Source organism: Longimicrobiales bacterium, assembly GCA_028823235.1.
Lineage (GTDB): Bacteria > Gemmatimonadota > Gemmatimonadetes > Longimicrobiales > Gaopeijiaceae > UBA2589.
Map to the genome: position 1 here is coordinate 186,930 of JAPKBW010000004.1, position 19,735 is coordinate 206,664.

Genomic DNA, 19,735 nt, shown 5'->3' on the forward strand with positions numbered 1-19,735 from the left:
CGCATCTTTCGCCTCAGACTGATTCGAGGATGGTGTTTAGCGTCGAGCTCGGCCGGAGCACCGCGCCCGCACGCGTCTGGTCAGGCATGTAGTAGCCACCCACATCCTGCGCGGGCCCCTGCACGCCATTGAGCTCCGACACGATCTGTGCCTCGTTGTCGGCCAGAGCCGCCGCGACAGGAGCGAATCGCTCTGCCAGAGCGGCATCCGCGGTCTGAGCAGCGAGTGCCTGGGCCCAATAAAGCGTCAGGTAGAACGTGCTGCCCCGATTGTCGAGCTCCCCCACCTTCCGCGAGGGAGAGCGAGCATTTTCCAGATAGCCTGCCGTGGCTGAGTCCAGCGCATCTCCGAGCACGAAGGCGCCGGGATTGTCGAACTGCTCGCCGAGGTGCTGAAGTGAGGCAGCAAGGGCCATGTACTCCCCCAGCGAGTCCCATCGAAGGTGTCCTTCCTTGCGGAACTGCTGCACATGCTTCGGGGCGGAGCCACCCGCACCCGTCTCAAACAGGCCACCGCCGTTCAGCAACGGGACGATCGAAAGCATCCGCGCGCTGGTGCCGATCTCGAGAATTGGGAAGAGATCGGTGAGATAGTCTCGGAGCACGTTTCCTGTGACGGATATGGTGTCTTGTCCACGGCGGATCCGCTCGAGCGAGAACGCCATCGCGTCGACCGGTGCCAGGATCTCAATCTGGAGCCCGTCGGTGTCGTGATCCTCGAGATATGCGTCGACCTTGATGATGATTTCGGCGTCGTGCGCACGGTTCCGGTCGAGCCAGAACACGGCAGGGGCGCCGGACGCTCGCGCCCGTGTCACGGCCAGCTTCACCCAGTCGCGCACGGGTTCGTCTTTCGTCTGACACGCGCGCCACACGTCGCCCGCGTCGACTTCGTGCTCGAGCAGCGTCGATCCGTCGGTGGCGACGACCCGGACCGTGCCCGCCGCAGCGATCTCGAACGTCTTGTCATGCGACCCGTACTCCTCCGCTTTCTGGGCCATGAGGCCCACATTCGGCACGCTGCCCATGGTCGACGGGTCGAACTGGCCGTGCTCCCGACAATCACGAACGACGGCGTCATAGATGCCGGCATAGCTCGAGTCGGGAATGACTGCCTTCGTGTCCTGGAGCTCGCCGTCCCCGTTCCAGAGGCGGCCCGAATCGCGAACCATGGGTGGCATCGAAGCGTCGATGATGATGTCACTCGGGACGTGCAGATTGGTGATCCCGCGGTCCGAATCAACCATCGCGATCGCGGCCCGGTTCTCGTAGGTCGCCTGGATGTCCGCTTCTATGGCAGCCCGAGCGCTGTCCGGCAGTGACGTGATCTTCGCAATCACGTCGCCGAAGCCGTTGTTCACATCGACACCGAGCTCGTCGAACGTCGCACCGTGTTTCACAAAGACGTCCGCAAAGAACACCCGAACCGCGTGACCGAAAATGATTGGGTCGGAGACCTTCATCATCGTGGCCTTCAGGTGCAGTGAGAACAGGACGCCCTGCTCTTTTGCGTCGTCGAGAGCCGTCGCCAGAAAAGCAACGAGGGCCGACCTGCTCATATAAGTCGCGTCGAGAACCTCACCTGACTGGAGTGGAAGGGACGGCATCAACGTCGTGACCGTACCATCAGCGGCGACATGCTCGATTCGAGCGGTCGCGGCAGCGGCCAGCGTGACGGACCTCTCGTTGTGGAAAAAGTCACCGGAGTCCATCGTCGAGACATGCGTGTTCGAGTCCTCCGGCCAGGCTTTCATGCGTGGCGGATGGGCCCGAGCAAACTGTTTCACAGCTTTGGGTGCGCGTCGATCTGAATTCCCCTGGCGCAGCACGGGGTTCACCGCGCTGCCTTTGACCTTGTCGTACCGAGCCTTGGTAGCGCGTTCCTCGTCGGTCGCTGACTCATCCGGGTAGTCCGGGATCGCATACCCCTTCGCCTGCAGTTCGGCGATGCACGCCTTCAGCTGGGGAATCGAAGCGCTGATGTTCGGCAACTTGATGACGTTGGCTTCCGGGGTCTCCACGAGCTTCCCCAGTTCAGCTAGGTCATCGGACACGCGCTGATCGTCCCTGAGGGCATCGGCCTGGACCGAAAGGATTCGACCGGCCAGCGAGATATCGCGCGTCTCGACCGGGACCCCGGTCGCTCCTGCAAAGGCCCGGATCACAGGCAAAAACACATGCGTCGCCAGCTGAGGTGCTTCGTCGGTCCAAGTGTAGATGATCGAGGGTGATCGGCTCATCGAGATTCGAATGGGATGGCGTGACGGGCACCGAAAAAGGCACCGCTGGACACGACAATATAAAAGGGGTGGCGGCCATGAGCGAAACGTTAGGGTCTACAACGCGGCAGCAGGGGAAAGTGTGCCAGGCTCTCAACGAGCTGGAGCGGCGCGAAGATGGGGAACTGCCTCAGCTCCAGGTCACGCTCTCCGCTCGAGAGGGTGAGGCCATCGTCTCGATGCACGTGGACAAGAGAAGGACCAGCCGGCGGAAGACGAGCACTACGTCGCTACTGCGGTCTCACAGAGCTCAAGTCGTTCCTTTTGCATGGACTGGGAAGTCGCCGCAACCGAACGAAGACAGTCGCTTCTGCCTACACCATTACTGGCCCGAGAAGGCAGGCGGAATCGTCGTGGAATCCTTAACAGCAACAGGTGGATCTCCGCAGGCATTCCGGGCTTTGCTGAAAGCCGAAATCGAGATGGGACTCCTGCCCAATCTCATGTACGACTACGACGCCACGGGTGAGCTACGCGAGTTCGACGTGGAGATGCTCGAAACGCCTAGCGGCCGCGTCACGTCAGAATCCTGAGCCGAGAAGGATGGCGATGAGGCTGCCGGCGAGAGCACTCCCACTCATCTGCAGCAGCGCGCTGCCAGAGGGGAGAGGCAGGCTGCCCCGATGGAGAAGTGGGACAGTCACACCGCTCATGAGCCCAAGGGCAGATCCGGACAGCACATCCGTGGGAAAGTGCTGTCCTGCCTCAACTCGGAGTTTGGATGTCGATGCGGCAAGAGCACCGCCCAGAAACCCGACGCTGACACGTTCGAACCAGTGCGCGTCCGGCCGATAAAGAAGGTGCTCCGTCATGGCCAATCCGGTAGCAGTCCACGCAGCGGATGCATGTCCGGACGGCATCGAGACAAAGGCACGCTCTCGCGACGGGTCGTAGTACTCATCATCCGGACGCTGATCAGACGGGAGATACGCAAATGGGCGAGGACGGCTGAACGCCGATTTTCCGAGAGAGGTTGCGCCCATTGAGACGAAGAATGTCTCCGCCCAGACCCCAAGACGCGGGCCCATCGCATGCCATCGGTCTCCATCGGGCCCGGTGAGTGCTGCAAGCGCCCATGGCATGAGCAAAGCAGCATTTCGGGTCCAGTCACTCGCCGTGAGGGCACTCATGCTCCGATTGCCGACGATATTTCGGTCCACGGAGAGCTTGATCGTGCTCGCATCGAGTCCTTCGACCGGAACCGGCTGGACATCGATATCGATGAGGAATCCAGCCCCCATCATGCCGACACCGAGGGCCCCTGTGGTGATTTCGCGGGTGCGCCCGAAACTCGGGTAAGCGCCTGTGTGACGCGCAGCCTCCGCCGCGGTCTCGGGCTGTACCGGGCGTTCCTGTGTGAGCGCCGGACTGGGAAGTGCCGCGATGCAGAGCAGTGCAGCTAGGGCCGAAATGGGTGCGCGGCCCCGCCGCGAGTTCGTCTTCATGCGCACAACTTCGCAATACGTGCGGTCAGGTGGAACTAGCAACTGTGGGACATCGTGTATGCGATACGGTGTAAAAAGGGTGTTCTCAGTGAATTCGCACGCTCTTAGGTCTGGTTGCACGCCGTATATATTCGGTATATGTTCGGTATTCATTTCGGTTTTTATTCGGTGCCAATCCCCGGTTCCGACTGGGTTGTGACGCGGCGGTGTGTGTGGATGCTTCGGGGCCGGGGATCGCCGTCCCTGCAATTCTCGTAAAGGGTGTCCGCTATAGCCATGTCCCGGCCTCAGTCGATTGTTCAACGTGTTCCCACCCCCCAGAGCGGTCGAGGGTGGGCTCCGGACAGCGCCGCATCCCAAGACTGGCTGACCGCTTCCGCCCCTGACTCCGGCTGGACAAACGGCCCTGGCGCGGGCAGCGCTTTCCTCCCAGCATCCCAACGCACCTCTGCAGGTAGTCGTCAGGCCCTCTGTCTCTGGCTTCCCACCTTCGAGCTCCGCCTCGAGCTCGTACGCACCCCTGAGCTCGACAGCGCCTCGGTGGCCCTGCTCTCTCCCGGTGAAAGCACACGGCGCACCGTATGGCAGGTCTCTGAGCGCGCCTATGAGGCGGGAGTCCGCCCCGGCCAGCTCGTTTCTCAGGCGGTATCGCTCTGCACCGCACTGACCCTGCTCGAGCCCGACCCGGCCCACTACGACGCGGCAGTCGAGACGATGCTAGAGGTCCTGACGGAGATCACCCCGGTCATCGAACCAGCAGGCCGCGGGAGGGTTTTTCTCGGCATGGACGGCCTCGAACGCCTCTTCGGCTCCCCTCCTCGCCTGATCGACCGTGCGCTGAGATCTCTTTTTCGCGTATTCCCCTCCCCCCTCGTCGCCGCGACCCGTGCCGGCATGGCACCTGGCAAGTTCGGAGCATGGGTCGCCGCGGCCTCAGTCCGGTCTGGACAGCCCGTCATCGTCCCCGAAGAGCGACTCAGCGCATTCTTTGCCCAATGCCCTGTCGGAACACTTCCGGTTGATCCTCTCGTCGTCCATCGGCTCGAACGCCTGGGAATCGCCACCCTCGGAGACTTACGGCGCTTTCCCGAGCCTTCTCTCGTCTCACAATTCGGTGAAGACGGGAAAAACGCACTCGCCTGGGCCACGGCTAGCCGCATCGACTCGGTCCGTCCATGGCATCGGCCGCGCCCTGTCCGGGTTTCACTCGAGTTTCCGAATCCGGTGGGCATAACCGAGACACTGCACGTGGCCCTCGATCGACTCGCAGAGCGCGCCCTGGCTCGTCCGACCCGCCGCGGTCGAAGCGTGACCGGCGTACGCATGGGCGCGCGCCTCGAGGGTGGTGGCTCCTGGTTCGTCGAAACAGTGCTGCGAGAAGCCACCTCTGATCGTGAACGAATCGCTGCCCCGTTACGTGCGAAGATGGCGATCTCACCCCCTCCTAAGGCGGTCGAGGCACTCCTGCTCGAGCTGACGAACTTCGGAGTCGCGAGCACTCAGACGAGCCTCTTCGATCGCAAAGTCGGCAGCAGTCGAAACAATGAAGGACACGACTTCAGTAAAGACGAAGTGCCTGTCAATATTAGAGATGCGATCAAAGAGTTAAAGTTACGTCTAGGTCACTCTCCACTATACCGGGTCGTGGAGATCGATCCGTGGTCCCGGATCCCAGAACGACGCCATGCACTGCTGAGCTTCGACCCGTGAGGACGATTCAGTGAGCCAGCGCCCTCGCCTCAAGGCACTCGGTCAACCGAAACTCGTCGTCGTGCGCACGGACGAACAGGGCGACCCTGTCCATGTGCGTCTTCCCGGGAAAACAGCCCGGCGAGTCGCAGTCATTCGCGAGCGCTGGCAGATCGACGACGAGTGGTGGCGGCAGGCGATTTCGCGGGAATATCGGACGATCATACTCGACGACGGACGGGTGCTCACACTGTACCACGATCTGATCGATGGCGTGTGGTACGTGCAGAAAGGGTAAGAACGGCCCGAGCAAGCATTCCCCCGCCCTCTCTGCCTCACCACCTTGAAGGCCAACCCAACGTTGTCGCCATCCACGGAAAGGATCCGTGACCACCCCGCACATCACTCGCGTTCAGCCGATCCGTCCACGTGGCCTCAAGGTCCGGATCCACCTCGATGGTGGTGAACCCTTCGAGATCACGCTCGAAGCGCTCGAGCGAAGTCGCCTCGGCGTCGGGGATGACCTTCCTCCCGACCGACAGCACCAACTGATCAACGACGATCAGGATATTCGAGTCCGCGACGCCGCCTTCAATCTCATCTCGTACAGCGCCCGCACCCGGGCAGAGCTGAAACGACGCCTCCGGCAGAAGGGATTTCATCCCGCACGTATCGACGTCTGTCTCGACCGCCTGGAGGAAATGGGGTTTGTTGACGACAAGGCGGTCGCTGCTGCATTCGTCCGGGATCGACTTCTCCATCGACCGCGGGGAAAAGCAGCTCTCTCTTCGGAACTCCGCAGCAAGGGAGTCGCAGGCGACCTCGCCACAGACACCATCGACCAGGTGTTCAAGACGCAGGAGACCAGCGACATCGACCTCGCACGAGAAATGGCCACAAAGTGGGTCGCCAGACAGAATGCCGGGGCCCTTGAGGCACTTGCTTCCGACAGTGGCTCACCCGCGAAAGCCAAGGCACGGCGGCGCCTCATGGGCTATCTCAGTCGCAGAGGCTTCCGCGGAGAAGCGATGGGTGAGGGGATGACGGTCGCTGCGCAGATCGCACGCGGACGCGGCGCTCAACCCTCCTAGCCGATCGTCGCCGTCCCCGCCACAGGTGGCACAAAGTCGGTGGTCCAGATCCGCTCAAGTGCCTGCTGATCGGAAAAAAGAAGTAGGTCCCGATCCAGCATTAGGAGCCTAACAACTAACCGGCCGGCCGGCGGCGATTCTCAGGCTACCCTTTGTCCAAGCCGTGCTCGACGACGAAGCGTGTCAGCCCAGCTACGGTCCGGACCCGCAGCTTGTCCATAACGCGCTCACGGTGTGTCTCGATCGTTCTCGGTGAAATGTCGAGCTTGTCCCCGGCCTCCCGGTTCGTGTGGCCCTCTGCAATCAACAGAAGTACCTCTGTCTCACGCGGGGTCAGGGAATCGAGTCGTGTCCGAAGCTGCTGCTCTTCGATTTCCTGTCGCAGTCCCACACTGAGTTGCTGACTGACCTGAGCAGTGAAGTACTCCCGGCCCTCGTATACAGCTCGCACGGCATCGCGCAGTTCCGCCGGAGAGACATCCTTGAGGACATAACCGTCAGCCCCGGACCGGACCGCCTGAAGCACGTACTCGGGTTCGTCGTGCATCGAGAGGATCAGTATACGGACCGAAACTCCAGCAGCCCGCAATTCCCGCGTCACGTCGAGACCGGACTTGCCGGGCATGTTCACGTCGAGGACGAGGACATCAGGCTGAACATCGGCCACGAGCGCGATGGCCGCGTCACCGGCCTGGGCTTCACCCACAACGTGGAAGCCATCCTCCCCATCCAGAACGCCGCGCACGCCCTGGCGCACGACCTCGTGATCGTCCGCAATTACGATTCGAAGCCCCACGTCACTCATCGACTGCCCCTCTCCGGTGTCCCATCGTGGTCCTCGATATCTGACGCGATCGGGACTCGCACGATCACTCGAGCCCCTCCCTCTCTACGGTTCTCGATCCTGAGATCACCCCCGAACTGCCCAACCCGTTCCCGGATGCCTGCCAGACCACCCCGACTCCTCAGTCGTTCCATAGCATCATCCGGAAACCCCGGGCCATCGTCTTCAACACAGAGACGCACCACGTGATGGATAGCCGACAACGAGACCGTGATCTCGGTATCGGCCCCGTGGCGCACAGCATTGGACAGAGCCTCCTGCATAGAGCGGTAGAGCGCGCTCTCGATATCAGATGTCAGAAGCGGCAGTGCGTGCGGTGCCAAGAACACCACGCGCAGCACATCGGCATCGTCAAAATCCCTTGCGAGGCCGCGCATGGCTGGGACCAGCCCGAGGTCGTCGAGGGCAACCGGACGAAGGTCCCGGGTGACACTGCGGATCCCCTTGATTCCTTCTCCGAGTAGCGATCGCGCACGTTCAAGATCGGGCGCGGTGGCGTCGTCGCTCCGCTCTGCGATGACTCCGAGCTGAAGATTGAGCGCAGCCAGCACCTGCGCGGTCTCGTCGTGCAACTCGCGCCATATCCGATGGCGCTCCTCCTCATGCTGATGGATCATCCGAGTCTGCAGACGCTCGAGCTCTTCCGTCCGAGCGGTCAGGTCCTTGTGCAGGTCCTCATTCGCGAGTGCCGCACCGACCTGCTGGCCAAAGGCCAGCAGGAACTCGCTATCGAGTACGGTGAAGGGATCTCGCACCGCACCGACGACCACGAGTGCGCCCACTACATCCTCCTCGCCGATGATCGGGAGGGCCGCGGTGTAGGCATGTTGATCGCCGGGTGCGGTTCCGGCCACCGCAGTCCCCGGCCTCGCTCGGGTCACGTGTGGGACGCGCTCGGCACGCACCCGCTCAGCGCCTCGCAGCGCGGCTTCAGGGGATCCCTCAAAGGGCCAGAGTGCGGCGACACCCGCACCTTGAACAAAATGTCCACCGCCCGGAGTGACCAACCAAAGCGCGGAGCCATGCACGCCACGCAAAGAGAGCGCCCGGCGCAGCATCGCCTCAGCGACCGGCTCCTCGGCAGAGAGTCGACCCTGAAGCTCTCCCGACAACGCGGTGAGACTCTTCAGCCCTTGGTCCAAATCCTCGAGAACAAGCAGAAGAATTCCCAAACCGACGCTGATCTCAAATCCGATGTCGAGATAGTAGCCCCAGGGATTCCACGTCCCCTGCGACCGAAGCACGAGGTAGTCGAGATGGTGGAATGCCCACAGGAACAGTACAGCGGCAAGGAATCGGCCCGCTGGCGACCGGACAAGGCGGTCGTACTGAAGAAACGCCCACCCAGCGCCGGCGGTCGTCAGTGAGAGAAACGCCACCATCGGGACAGCGGCCAGCAGGATGTCATCAACAATGTAGATGCCGATGAAGGACCATATCACCGGGAAAAAGGAGAGGGCTGCATAACCCGCCCTCCACTCCGCTCGTTGAGAGAAGACCATCGCGGCCCACAGGAACGCTCCAGCGGTCCACCCAGCCGTGACCTGGTGCCAGAACAACCAGACCTGACTCTCCGTCATCTCGAACGCGATCATCGCCCCGACCCTCAGCGCATAGATCGCCCATGCTATCGTCCACAGAGCGAAGTACCGCCGCCGGTACCGCCAGTTGAGGCTGGCACATAGGCCCACCAGTCCGAGAGTCACAGCAAGCTGCAGATAAGCAGCCGCCAGTTCGGCGTGTCCGGTGGTCAGAAAGGTCAGATCCATGGTCAGGAACATCCGACTGACTCGACGACGCTGCAACAGCTTGCGAGACGTGGCGTCCAGAACGATCCTCCGCCCGCACGAGGAACTGGCCGAGGCGGTCCGCCGCATGGGTGAGGCAGCCCACGACGCCGACGGCTTCACGCACTTCCTGCAGTCCGGTGTCGGGCTCACCTTGTAGGCTGACCGCCCCACGTCAGTCCTCCGGATCGACTCTCGCATACTGTCGGCTTCGCCCGACCTCATCCGAACCAAGACCACTCATGAGCCGAGCCTTCGGACCCCGCCGCGCAGACTGGATTGAGATCGATCAGGCCGACGCAAGTATCGCTTCGCCCGAGTCCCTCGCCCTGCTGACCCGCTTTGACCTGATCTATCGGTCGCTGGTCACCATGCAGTTCAACTTCGTGCAGTCGGGACACCCCGGAGGCTCGATCTCGGCCGGTCACATCATGACGGCCGCGCTACTCGAAACGATGCAGTACGACATCGGAGATCCTCTTCGCGACGATCAGGACCTGCTGTCATTCGCTGCAGGTCACAAGGCGACGGGCCTCTACGCGATGTGGGCGCTACGCGACGAAGTCACCAGAATCGCGCAGCCAGACCTGCTCCCGGACGGCGATCACCTTCGACTACGGTGGGAGGACCTGCTCGGTTTTCGCCGGAATCCGATGCAACCGACCCCGCTCTTCAAGCAGTTCAAGTCGAAGCCACTCGACGGGCATCCGACGCCGATGACACCGTTCGTCCGGATCGCTACCGGCCCCTCGGGTGTGGGCATGGGCGCCTCAATCGGGCTCGCATTCGCCGCCGCCGACTACTTCGGGAAGGATGCGCCTAAGATCCACATGCTCGAAGGCGAGGGCGGCCTCACGCCTGGCCGAGTGTACGAATCGGTAGCTTCCGCGGGCGCGTCGGGCCTGCACAACGCGATCTGCCACCTTGACTGGAATCAGGCATCCATCGACTCCGACCAGGTCACGCGTGAGGGCGACCAACCAGGGGACTACGTCCAGTGGGACCCGATGGAGTTCTTTTACCTGCACGACTGGAACGTCGTCCACGTGAAAGACGGGTTCGACATGGGTCAAGTCGTCACCGGACAGCGCCGCGCCCTGGAGATGAACAACGGCCAGCCGACTGTCGTTGTGTACCGCACAGAGAAGGGTTGGAACTACGGCATCACCGGGAAAAAGTCTCATGGTGGCGGCCACAAAATCGGGAGCGACGCCTACCTCGACGCGCTGCGACCGCTCATGGGCGATGCGGTGGATTCGGTCCCGCAGGTCGAAGAACCGGGAGACGCGACTGCCGTCGAAGCATGCCACTGGGCTACGCTCGAAGTCCTTCGCGACTTCTTATCAACAGAGGCCGACGACGTCTGTGAGGACGCAGCGAATCGACTCGTCGCCTCGCGGGACGGACTCAATGCCAGAGGCCGAGCACCGAGGCCCGGCGCGCCCGATATCGACCAGATGTACGCTGTGTCTGATCCGTCCTCGGTACCCGAGCCGCTGCGACTGGAAGTGGGAACGAAGAAGCCGCTGCGCACGCAGCTCGGCGACGTGCTCGGCTATTTCAACAAGGTATCAAACGGCGCGATCCTGCTCGGTGCCGCAGACCTGCTCGACTCGACCGCGATCTCCGGCGGATCGAAGGCCTTTCCTTCCGGCTTCTTCGACTACGAGAAAAACCCGGGCAGCCGCACGTTGACGATGGGCGGCATCTGTGAGGACGGCCTCGCGTGCATTCTCAGCGGTGTGTCTGGATTTGGTCGCCACTGCGGAGCGGGAGCCTCGTACGGCGCCTTCCTCAGCCCGCTCGGCCACATTCCCGCACGCGTGCACGCGATCAGCCAGCAGATGAAGCAGGACGTCAAGAAGTCCCGCTATGCCCCGTTCATTCTTCAATGCGGTCACGCGGGGATGAAAACGGGTGAGGACGGTCCTACACACGCCGACCCACAGGCGCTGCAGCTTCATCTCGAGAACTACGTGCCCGGAACGGCAGTCACACTCACGCCCTGGGAGGCCCAGGAGATCTGGCCTCTCATGGCGGCTTCGTTCAAAGCAGAGGCGGCAGTCATCGTGCCCTTCGTGACACGACCCAGCGAACCCGTGCTCGACCGCGAGAGGCTCGGACTCGCTCCGGCATCCGCCGCAGCGAATGGCGTGTATCGACTGCGCGCGGCAGCGGGCGTGGCCGATGTCACGCTCGTCCTGCAGGGATCAGGCGTTGCCCTGGCCTTCGTCCAGGACACCCTTCCACGACTGCTGGCCGACGGGATGAACCCTGAGGCCATCTACGTTGCAAGCCCGGAGCTATTCGATCGGCTACCGGAAGCTGAGCGCCACTCGGTATTCAACGATGATGTTGGACGCGTGGCCATGGGAATTACCGGCTTCACGCTCCCGACCATGTACAGGTGGATCCAGTCCGAGGTTGGACGGCAGCACACGATGCATCCCTTCATGCATGGCCACTACCTGGGCAGCGGAGCCGGTGACATGGTGATCCACGAGGCCGGGCTCGATGGAGATGGCCAGTATACCCAGATCCGCCGATTCGTAGAAGCGAGTGGCGCCTAGGGCGACGGGGCGACTGAAGGCACGACTCGCGAAGCGCTTAGAGCGTGCTTACCGGGATCAACTTCGGGAGCTCCGTGGGTAGCGACTCCAGTAGGTCGACGTCACCCTCCCCTCCCCGGTCCTTCATGACGTGGAGAACCCGGGAGCGAGCGAGATTCTCTTAGTCGGGTTCCGGATATCCTTACTCGTCGAGAGGTGCATCGAATTCGAACGAGTGGATGAGGACACGGGTTCCGGGGATACTGAACAGATGCCGACCTTCGATCGCATCGACGTCCCACAGGTCATAGTGATCAAAGATCTGTGACAGCACCCTCCACGCACCGGTCACCGAGACGCCGTCCTCGATGAAGACGAGATCGAGTCAGGCCTGCGGCCTGACTCGGCCTACCGCCTGACCGCGATCGACTGAATCTCGAAGCGTGCGTCGAACAGGAGCGTGCCTGCACCAATGAAAGCCCGTGCGGGGAACTCCTGCTCGAAATACGTCCGATACACCGAGTTGAATGCATCGTAGTCATCGACGTCCGACGAGAAGATCTGCACATACACCAAGTCCTCCATCGTCATCCCAGCGGCCTCGAGTGTGCTCTTTACACTCTCGATGACAAGTCGCGCTTCCTCCTCCGCCGTATCCGGAATGCGGCCATCAGGCGTGCGGCCGATCGTCCCCGACAGGTAGAGGGTCTCACCCGAACGGACCGCTCCACTGAACGGAGACACCTCACCATCGGCAGGTGAGCGGGGGTTGATGTACTCTCGATCCTGGGCAGCGCTCCCATCGACCAAAGTCAGAAGTAGGATCGGAGCAACGGTCAGTACTGCCATCAGACGGCGGGATATCATGGCGGGGTCCAGTAGAGAGATCAGCGAGTCGGACCCGACTGTACCCGTGTCCGTCCCGACACCGCAACACGCCCCCCCCTGCGCGCTCCTCTAACACAGAGGGGCAGACGCGGCTCAGCCGGGAGGCCGGCTGCCCATTCCCTCGATGGCAGGCCCGGCATCCGCGTTCGCGAGGTCCCAACTGGTCTGGTGCACCAGGCGAACAATGCGGGTCATTTTCTCGTACTCGATGCTCTCCGCATCATCGTATGGCGTGTGGTAGTCGGGATGGAGTCCGGTGTGGAACCACACCGCTGGGACATCATTCTGAAGGAACGGCCAGTGGTCGGATCGGCGCAGCAGACCGGACAGATTGTTGTCGTAACGAGAGCGGAGGGTCAGCGCCGCGTCGATCACCCCCGTCTCCGTGAGCACGACGTTGGCCGCCGCCACCACGCCAGCCAGGTCAGGGGTGCGGCTGTATCCAAGGATATTGATGGCGTTCGAGTTCGATTCAGCCGACTGCACCTCGAGCCCACGGAACCGCCGTCCCCCATCGGCAGGCACCTCCTCGTGTCTTCCGATCATGTCGAGGTTGAGGTTCGCCACGGTTCGCTCGAGTGCGAACAGCGGGCGAGTGGTGTAGTACCAAGCCCCGAGCAAACCACGCTCCTCAGCATCCCAGATCGCGAACATCACCGTGCGCCTGGGCCGATCACCCGCTTCCGCCGCCCGTGCATACGCCGCGGCTGTGGCCAGCACCCCCACGGTGCCCGAGCCGTCGTCATCGGCTCCATTGAAGACGGCCTCTGGCATAGTCCCGTCCGGCAGCGCCGCAGGGCCAGTGCCATTGTGATCGTGATGCGCGCCGATGATCACAACTTCATTCTGCAAGGTCGGATCGGACCCTTCGATCATTGCAAGGATGTTACGACCCGGAGTCACATTCCGTTCCACACTGGTCGTGAAATCAACGCGAGCACCGGGCAAAGACACGACACCGAGGCCAGCCGCAGCGGACTCCGCGTCCCCTGCGAGTTCCTCCAGTGATCTCCCGGACCCTGCAACGATTTGAGCGGCGAGATCAACCGAGATCTGAGCGGCAGGAATGTCGATATCCGCCACCCAGGCACCAAGCGTGAAACGTTCGATCCGACGAGCCTCCTCAGGCCACAGAGCTGCGTGTTGACTTCCCCAGTCCACGGCCTCCGAACGATTCTGTACATCCTTCACGAACAGGACGCCGACAGCTCCGCGCATCTGAGCAGAAAGTACTTTCCTCCAGGTGACAGAGGCCTCAGCCCTCACGACTCCGTCGAATGGCGAGGCCGGATCAGCAACGCCGGGTTCTCCGTCCAGCATCAGCACCACTTTTCCGCGCACATCTGCCCCCTGGTAGTCATCGAAGCTCAGACGCGGTTCGACGATCCCAAAGCCGGCAAAGACTACCTCACCCTGCGCCGATCCCGCCGCGCCAGCATTCGACGGAGTCCACCCGGTCCCCTCTGCCCGCACACCACCCGCGCCTGCCACCGTGAGTCGATTCAGAGCCCCGAGGCTGAACCACACCAGATCGAAGCGCTGGTCGAAAGTGCCGCCGTCACCCGCAGGCTCGAGTCCAAGTGACTCAAATCGCTCCCGGATCCAATCCGACGCCATGTCGATTTGCGGGGTGCCGACCAATCGCCCCGCCATCGAGTCGTGCGAGAGGGCGAAGAGGTCCGCCCTGAGATCCGACTCCTGAATCGAGTCGATCTGTGGAGCAACACCTCCCGGGCTACCGCACGCCGCGAGAAGAACGACCAATGCGGCCAACGTGAGTGATGTGATCAGGGGTCGACTCATAAGACTTCTCCGTGCTTTGCTTTCGTGATGGTATCGTGCTGGATCGCTGCCTCGAAGTATCGGATCAGTAAGGCCGCAGGCTGAGCCCCTGACACCGAGTATCGCCGGTCGAAAACAAACGTCGGAGTGCCCGAAATCCCCATCATCCGAGCATCGTGAGCCGTGTCGCTGAGGGCCGTCTCGTAATGGCCATCGGCTAGCGCGCTTTTCATCACCACGACATCTAGACCAGCCTGCGACGCCAGATCGTCCACTACCGCCGGATCGCCGAGGTCTCTGCCTTCCGCGAAGTAGCCCTTGAAGAGCCGTTCGTGAAACGAGGGGAACAGATTCGGCTCCTCCGCCTGGGCATAACTTCCAGCGGCGAGGGCCCGATGCGTATTGGACACCTTCGGGCGCTTCCCGACATCGAGCCCCTCCTCCGCGGCACTCGCACGAAGTGCATCCTGCATGCGGGCCCAGACATCGGGCGGATACGGGAGATCTTCGACCGGCATCCCCTCCAGAGGCACCTCTGCGTGAATTTCGAACGGACGCCAGTTGACCTGGACGTCTGTCTCGGGTGGTAGCGCGGCCAGGGCCTTCTCAAGGCGAGCCCATCCGACGTAGCACCAAGGACAGGTGTAATCACTGAATACCTCGAGAATGACGGTCGCTGCAGCGGTGGCGGAATCAATGTCGGATGGCATGCCGCGAAGATGCTAGTTCGGGGGTTTGTTAGCGAGTCCATAAAGCCCGTACTCGAAGCGATGCTCGCCACGGGACTCACGAATCCCATCGTGCTGTCTGGAGATATCCATTCCAACTGGGTCGCACGATTCCTCCGAGACTTCGACGACGAGAACTCCGAGGTCGTGGCAACGGAGTTCACAGGACCCTCGGCCTCTTCCGGGGGAAACGGTGAGCCGGAGGCCGCGATCGGTGCAACCCCTCTCCCACACAATCCCCATTTTGACTTCTACAACAGCCAGCACGGGTACGTACTCGCCTCCGTGACCCCGGACGTGTGGACATCGACCTACCGCATCGTGTCGGAAGTTGAGACCCCGGGCGGCGAGGTCGAGCCGGCCGCCACCTTCGTGGTCGAGAACGGCCATCCAGGGGTCAGCCCAGCCTGACCCCTGCACACCTTGCCGCACCGGCCACCCCGCCGGACATTGCCCGCCAGGCCCAGTTGAAGTGTGCGCCACCCGTTTTCCGTGGCGCCAAACCCCCTAGAAGCAGGAGTCCGATTCGTGAAGAATGCCATTGCAACGCTCGCGATCTTCGCCGCGTTTTCCGCCGCACCCGTGGCAGCCCAGAGCTCGAACATGTCGTTCTTCGTGACCAGCGCAGGGCCCGGAGATGGTGCGGACCTCGGAGGTCTCGAAGGTGCGGATCAGCATTGCCAGGACCTCGCCTACGCGGTGGGCTTCGGCGACGTGACGTGGCGCGCGTACCTGAGCGCGGTTTCCATGGGTGGAGACGCCGCGGTCAACGCCCGTGATCGCATTGGTGACGGCCCGTGGTACAACCACGCCGGTGAACAGATCGCATCAAGTGTCGCCGACCTGCACGCGGACAACGCGAACCTCACCAAGCAGACGATTCTGACTGAGAAGGGCTCGATGCAGAACGGTCGTGGAGATGATCCAAACACACACGACATCATCACCGGATCGAACATGGACGGCACGGTCAACACCGCGGAGGGACACGACGCCTGCAGCAACTGGACGAGCAGTGGCGACGGAAGCGCCGCCGTGGGTCACCATGACCGTCAGGGCGGCGGAGAGAACCCGACATCCTGGAATTTTGCACACGGATCGCGCGGATGCAGCCAGGAGAACCTGCAGGGGAGTGGAGGAAACGGATACTTTTACTGCTTCGCCCCTGATGGTCAGCAGGAACAGGCCCTCCGAAAGGAGTAGTCTGACCGCACGGAGGTACGCGTGAACGGACGGACATTCATGGTCGGGGCTCTCCTTGCGGGGGCCCCGATTGTGCAGGGAGCCTGCATGGCACAGGAATCTCCGACTAACACCCGGTGGGGAATTACTGCGGTCGAAGGTCTCGAGATCGGCCACTACACGCTCGATGCGCGAGCAACTGGGTGTACCGTGGTCATTGCCCGCGATGGTGCCGTCGGAGGTGTCGACGTACGTGGGGGTTCGCCCGGGACCCGAGAGATCGCGCTTCTCGACCCTGTGAGTCGAGTGAACCAAGTGCACGCGGTCGTGCTTTCCGGGGGGTCCGCATTCGGACTCAGCACAGCCGACGGAGTCATGCGATACCTCGACGATCAGAACGTCGGCCTCCTTGTGAGCGGCGGCCACAAGGTCGTCCCGGTCGTGGTGGCGGCGATTTTGTACGACCTTGGTATTGAGGGCAAGGAAAAGATCCGGCCGGGTCCCGACTGCGGATATGCCGCCGCATCGGGTGCGTCCACGGCATCGCCTGAAGAAGGGTCCGTAGGTGCAGGAGCCGGCGCCACCGTCGGGAAGATGCAGGGTCAGGGTCGCTCCATGAAAGGAGGGTTCGGCACGGCGTCGATCACGCTCGAAAGTGGACTTGCCGTAGCTGCGGCGGTCGCCGTCAACGCGGTGGGAGATATCGTCGATCCTGCCACGGGCCGCGTCATTGCGGGTGCCCGTGCCGCAGATGGCACTCTACTGGACATGAGGCGCGTGCTACGCGGAGAGATCCCGGGCACCGGCGACGACGATACAACGGACTCGGCGACGGAGCCGGGCACCAACACGACCCTTGGAATCGTGTCTACGAACGCGACGCTTACGAAAGCTGAGGCGACGAAGGTCGCCCAGATGGCGCAGGACGGCCTCGCTCGCACCATCTATCCGGCACACACTCCCGGCGATGGTGACACCGTGTTTTCTCTGGCCACCGGCGCGTGGGAGGGGGAGGCAAACGTCTTCGTCATTGGAGCGCTTGCTGCCGAAGTCATGGCCGAAGCGATCCTTAGAGCCATCCGAATGGCCGAGGGGCTGCCGGGTATTCCAGCCGCCTCGGAACTCGGCAACTGACCGTTGTCGACGCGTGATTCTCGGTTGAATCGCTGACAACCCTGCCCTCTCTGTGAACCCGGACCCCAACGCACCAGTCGCACTCCAGCTCGGAGCGCTCGTTGCCTATTCGCTCGGGCTCATCGGGTTCGGACTGTGGGTGTCTCGACGGAGACGCGGAGGGTCGGCCAGCTTCTTCGTCGCGGACCGCAAGCTCGGCCCCGGCCTGCTCTTCTCAACCTTCTTGGCGGCGAACATTGGAGCCGGATCGATCATCGGGGCATCCGCGCTCTCATACAACGTCGGTGTCTCCGCGTGGTGGTTCGTGGGGTCTGCAGGGATCGGCCAACTCGTCCTCGCCTTCTTCGTTGGTCCTCGAATCTGGAGGGTGGCCAAGGCGCACGACCTTTACACGGTGGGCGACTACCTCGAGCACAGGTACGGCAGCGCCGTGCGGGTGACCGTGGCGTCGATCCTCTGGCTGGGCACGCTCGCGATTCTCGCGACTCAACTCATTGCGATGTCGCTGATCCTTGAATGGGTGGTGGGTGCGCCTCGGGGCGTTGGTGCACTGATCGGAGGCATCGTGATGATTGCCTACTTCAGCGCCGGTGGCCTCTTCACCTCGGCATGGGTCAACCTCGTCCAGCTAACGGTCCTGCTGACAGGTTTCCTGATCGCGATCCCGATCGCGATCAGGAACGCCGGAGGGTGGAGTGCTGTCCTCGCCGCGGTACCTCAGGACCCCGAGTACATGAACTTTCTAGCACTGGGGGGGCTCATCACCTTCGTCACTGTCATGCCGGCCTTTGTGATCTCGCCCGGATTCGTACAAAAGGCGTTCGGGGCGATCGACGAGCGGACGATTCGGATTGGAGTTGGCCTGCAGGGAGTCGCCTTGCTGATCTTCGCCTCGGCCCCGATGCTCATGGGCCTGATCGCGCACAGCTACGACCCGGCTCTCGTCAACGCAGACTACGCAGTGCCGACGGTGCTCACCCTCGGCCTCCCGGCGATCCTCGGAGCTCTCGCGCTCGCCGCCGTATTCTCGGCAGAAGTCAGCAGTGCCGATGCGGTGTTATTCATGCTTTCGACCTCATTGTCCAAAGATATCTACAAGCGATATCTGGCCCCTGATGCGACTGACGCTCAGGTCCTGCGCGTGGCAAGGCTCGCAGCGATTGCTGGAGGGGCTCTCGGAATCGCCCTCACGCTCGTACTCGATACCGTCCTCCAGTCGATCATGATCTTCTACTCGATCTTGAGCGTGAGTCTCTTTGTGCCAGTCGTAGCCGGCCTCTATTCGAGACGACCTGGAGTCCCGGAGGCAATCGCGGCAATCGCGGCAGGTGTCACAGGGTTGTTCGCACTGGAGGGCGCGGCCCGCTGGGGTGGCCCCGTGGCCGTCCCAGCCTGGATGAGTTCTACCGGCGCAGGGATCGTGGCTTCAGCGGTCGTGTTTGCTCTGGTCTTCGCGATGAGACGACCAAAGCTCGGCAGCCCATCAAACTCCTCTCCGCCTGATACCTCTCAGACATGAAATACACTTGTGCTTCCAATGATGGTCGCATCTCTGAGGCTGAAACCCACACTCTCGTGGCGACCTTCTACACGAGCATTCAGTCCGTCGACCTTCCAGATCCGATCTTCGAAACCCATGCGGGGGACGGCTGGGACGCACACCTCGACAAGATATGGGACTTCTGGTCGAGTATCCTGCTCGCCACGGGACACCTTCGAGGAAATCCGATCGTTGCCCATCAGGGCGTGCCGGGGATTACGAGCAAAGGCTTCGACCGATGGCTGTCACTCTTCGCGGAGGTCGCGTCAGATGTCCTGAGCTCGACGCACGCGCTCGACGTGGTGGCACGTGCTCCTCGTATGCGCCTCGTACTGGAGGGGCGCATCGCGCCGGTGACCCCATGACACACTCACTGGAACCTTCGGCGGAACAGATGCGAGCGATGCTCGCGGAAACGACGGAGCGAATCATTGAGCACATCGAATCCCTGCCCGAACAGCCAGCTTCGTACTACACGGACGGGAAAACGGAAGCGCGGGCCCAAGTGGAGTCTTTGCCGTCCGCCGGCACAGATTTCAGTGAGCTGCTCGATCTGATTTTTGATGAAGCGGTCCCCACGTCCTTCAATACCGCCGGACCTGGGTACTTCGCCTATATCCCCGGCGGCGGACTCTTCCCGTCCGCCGTCGCAGACCTGATCGCGAATGCGGTCAACCGCTATGTCGGGGTCTGGGTGGCCGCACCCGCGCTGGTACAGCTGGAATTGAACGTCGTTCGGTGGTTCTGTGAGATAGTCGGGTACGGGCCCGGCAGCGGAGGCATCCTGACCAGCGGGGG

20 protein-coding genes are annotated in these 19,735 nt (G+C 62.4%); 12 read left to right on the plus strand and 8 right to left on the minus strand.

The window, feature by feature from the left end:
* Positions 1-13: 13 nt before the first annotated feature.
* Positions 14-2,239: an NADP-dependent isocitrate dehydrogenase gene (locus tag OSA81_03720; GenBank protein MDE0898101.1), complete on the minus strand. Its 2,226-nt coding sequence runs from the start codon at positions 2,237-2,239 to the stop codon at positions 14-16.
* Between the two features lie 77 nt (positions 2,240-2,316).
* Here OSA81_03720 and OSA81_03725 point away from each other — a divergent pair, with 77 nt between their 5' ends.
* Entirely contained in the window at positions 2,317-2,811 is a 495-nt protein-coding gene (locus OSA81_03725; protein MDE0898102.1) for a hypothetical protein, read from the plus strand.
* Here OSA81_03725 and OSA81_03730 read toward each other — a convergent pair.
* Positions 2,800-3,723, minus strand: coding sequence for a phosphatase PAP2 family protein (locus tag OSA81_03730; protein MDE0898103.1), 924 nt, complete (start codon positions 3,721-3,723; stop codon positions 2,800-2,802). The genes OSA81_03725 and OSA81_03730 overlap by 12 nt on opposite strands.
* A gap of 276 nt (positions 3,724-3,999) precedes the next feature.
* Between OSA81_03730 and OSA81_03735 the strand changes: the two genes are divergently transcribed.
* The 3 genes from OSA81_03735 (at position 4,000) to OSA81_03745 (ending at position 6,503) form a co-directional block, all read left to right on the plus strand.
* Positions 4,000-5,433 (plus strand): DNA polymerase Y family protein, encoded by a 1,434-nt coding sequence (locus OSA81_03735; GenBank protein MDE0898104.1) that lies wholly within the window; start codon positions 4,000-4,002, stop codon positions 5,431-5,433.
* 10 nt (positions 5,434-5,443) lie between these two features.
* Positions 5,444-5,710, plus strand: a complete 267-nt coding sequence (locus OSA81_03740; GenBank protein MDE0898105.1) for a hypothetical protein — start codon at positions 5,444-5,446, stop codon at positions 5,708-5,710.
* Positions 5,711-5,798: 88 nt separating this feature from the next.
* Positions 5,799-6,503 (plus strand): regulatory protein RecX, encoded by a 705-nt coding sequence (locus OSA81_03745; protein MDE0898106.1) that lies wholly within the window; start codon positions 5,799-5,801, stop codon positions 6,501-6,503.
* Between the two features lie 145 nt (positions 6,504-6,648).
* Here OSA81_03745 and OSA81_03750 read toward each other — a convergent pair whose 3' ends face one another.
* Both OSA81_03750 and OSA81_03755 read right to left on the minus strand, forming a co-directional pair.
* Positions 6,649-7,308, minus strand: coding sequence for a response regulator transcription factor (locus tag OSA81_03750; GenBank protein MDE0898107.1), 660 nt, complete (start codon positions 7,306-7,308; stop codon positions 6,649-6,651).
* On the minus strand, positions 7,305-9,116 hold the full coding sequence (locus OSA81_03755) for a sensor histidine kinase (GenBank protein MDE0898108.1): 1,812 nt from the start codon (positions 9,114-9,116) through the stop codon (positions 7,305-7,307). Before OSA81_03755 ends, OSA81_03750 begins: the two co-directional genes overlap by 4 nt.
* Here OSA81_03755 and OSA81_03760 point away from each other — a divergent pair.
* Together OSA81_03760 and OSA81_03765 are read left to right on the plus strand one after the other, a co-directional pair.
* Positions 9,115-9,294 carry a hypothetical protein gene (locus OSA81_03760; protein ID MDE0898109.1) on the plus strand — a complete coding sequence of 60 codons (180 nt, stop codon included), beginning with the start codon at positions 9,115-9,117 and terminating at the stop codon, positions 9,292-9,294. The two genes, OSA81_03755 and OSA81_03760, sit on opposite strands and share 2 nt — an antisense overlap.
* An 82-nt stretch (positions 9,295-9,376) precedes the next feature.
* A complete protein-coding gene (locus OSA81_03765; GenBank protein MDE0898110.1) occupies positions 9,377-11,704 on the plus strand; it encodes a hypothetical protein in 2,328 nt (775 codons plus the stop codon).
* Between the two features lie 181 nt (positions 11,705-11,885).
* On the opposite strand, the gene OSA81_03770 is transcribed toward OSA81_03765, so the two are convergent.
* The 4 genes from OSA81_03770 to OSA81_03785 form a co-directional block, all read right to left on the minus strand.
* Positions 11,886-12,035, minus strand: a complete 150-nt coding sequence (locus OSA81_03770) for a hypothetical protein (GenBank protein ID MDE0898111.1) — start codon at positions 12,033-12,035, stop codon at positions 11,886-11,888.
* Positions 12,036-12,091: 56 nt separating this feature from the next.
* Positions 12,092-12,550 (minus strand): RidA family protein, encoded by a 459-nt coding sequence (locus OSA81_03775; protein ID MDE0898112.1) that lies wholly within the window; start codon positions 12,548-12,550, stop codon positions 12,092-12,094.
* Positions 12,551-12,664: 114 nt separating this feature from the next.
* The gene (locus OSA81_03780; protein MDE0898113.1) at positions 12,665-14,374 is read right to left on the minus strand and encodes a M28 family peptidase; all 1,710 of its coding nucleotides are present in this window, start codon (positions 14,372-14,374) and stop codon (positions 12,665-12,667) included.
* On the minus strand, positions 14,371-15,063 hold the full coding sequence (locus tag OSA81_03785) for a DsbA family oxidoreductase (protein ID MDE0898114.1): 693 nt from the start codon (positions 15,061-15,063) through the stop codon (positions 14,371-14,373). Before OSA81_03785 ends, OSA81_03780 begins: the two co-directional genes overlap by 4 nt.
* Positions 15,064-15,072: 9 nt before the next feature.
* Between OSA81_03785 and OSA81_03790 the strand changes: the two genes are divergently transcribed.
* The 6 genes from OSA81_03790 to OSA81_03815 form a co-directional block, all read left to right on the plus strand.
* Positions 15,073-15,492: an alkaline phosphatase D family protein gene (locus tag OSA81_03790; protein MDE0898115.1), complete on the plus strand. Its 420-nt coding sequence runs from the start codon at positions 15,073-15,075 to the stop codon at positions 15,490-15,492.
* 117 nt (positions 15,493-15,609) lie between these two features.
* Positions 15,610-16,284: a hypothetical protein gene (locus OSA81_03795; GenBank protein ID MDE0898116.1), complete on the plus strand. Its 675-nt coding sequence runs from the start codon at positions 15,610-15,612 to the stop codon at positions 16,282-16,284.
* A 21-nt stretch (positions 16,285-16,305) separates the two neighbouring features.
* On the plus strand, positions 16,306-17,397 hold the full coding sequence (locus tag OSA81_03800) for a P1 family peptidase (protein ID MDE0898117.1): 1,092 nt from the start codon (positions 16,306-16,308) through the stop codon (positions 17,395-17,397).
* 52 nt (positions 17,398-17,449) lie between these two features.
* The gene (locus OSA81_03805) at positions 17,450-18,916 is read left to right on the plus strand and encodes a sodium:solute symporter family protein (protein MDE0898118.1); all 1,467 of its coding nucleotides are present in this window, start codon (positions 17,450-17,452) and stop codon (positions 18,914-18,916) included.
* On the plus strand, positions 18,913-19,302 hold the full coding sequence (locus OSA81_03810; protein ID MDE0898119.1) for a group III truncated hemoglobin: 390 nt from the start codon (positions 18,913-18,915) through the stop codon (positions 19,300-19,302). Before OSA81_03805 ends, OSA81_03810 begins: the two co-directional genes overlap by 4 nt.
* Positions 19,299-19,735: pyridoxal-dependent decarboxylase (locus tag OSA81_03815; protein ID MDE0898120.1), on the plus strand; the 437-nt coding region annotated here is incomplete at its 3' end. The genes OSA81_03810 and OSA81_03815, both read left to right, overlap by 4 nt.

Coding starts and splice junctions, on each gene's coding strand:
- OSA81_03720 (MDE0898101.1), bottom strand. CDS start 2,239: ATGAGCCGATCACCCTCGATCATCTACACTTGGACCGACGAAGCACCT.
- OSA81_03725 (MDE0898102.1), top strand. CDS start 2,317: ATGAGCGAAACGTTAGGGTCTACAACGCGGCAGCAGGGGAAAGTGTGC.
- OSA81_03730 (MDE0898103.1), bottom strand. CDS start 3,723: ATGAAGACGAACTCGCGGCGGGGCCGCGCACCCATTTCGGCCCTAGCT.
- OSA81_03735 (MDE0898104.1), top strand. CDS start 4,000: ATGTCCCGGCCTCAGTCGATTGTTCAACGTGTTCCCACCCCCCAGAGC.
- OSA81_03750 (MDE0898107.1), bottom strand. CDS start 7,308: ATGAGTGACGTGGGGCTTCGAATCGTAATTGCGGACGATCACGAGGTC.
- OSA81_03760 (MDE0898109.1), top strand. CDS start 9,115: ATGGTCAGGAACATCCGACTGACTCGACGACGCTGCAACAGCTTGCGA.
- OSA81_03755 (MDE0898108.1), bottom strand. CDS start 9,116: ATGGATCTGACCTTTCTGACCACCGGACACGCCGAACTGGCGGCTGCT.
- OSA81_03765 (MDE0898110.1), top strand. CDS start 9,377: ATGAGCCGAGCCTTCGGACCCCGCCGCGCAGACTGGATTGAGATCGAT.
- OSA81_03775 (MDE0898112.1), bottom strand. CDS start 12,550: ATGATATCCCGCCGTCTGATGGCAGTACTGACCGTTGCTCCGATCCTA.
- OSA81_03780 (MDE0898113.1), bottom strand. CDS start 14,374: ATGAGTCGACCCCTGATCACATCACTCACGTTGGCCGCATTGGTCGTT.
- OSA81_03785 (MDE0898114.1), bottom strand. CDS start 15,063: ATGCCATCCGACATTGATTCCGCCACCGCTGCAGCGACCGTCATTCTC.
- OSA81_03790 (MDE0898115.1), top strand. CDS start 15,073: ATGCTAGTTCGGGGGTTTGTTAGCGAGTCCATAAAGCCCGTACTCGAA.
- OSA81_03810 (MDE0898119.1), top strand. CDS start 18,913: ATGAAATACACTTGTGCTTCCAATGATGGTCGCATCTCTGAGGCTGAA.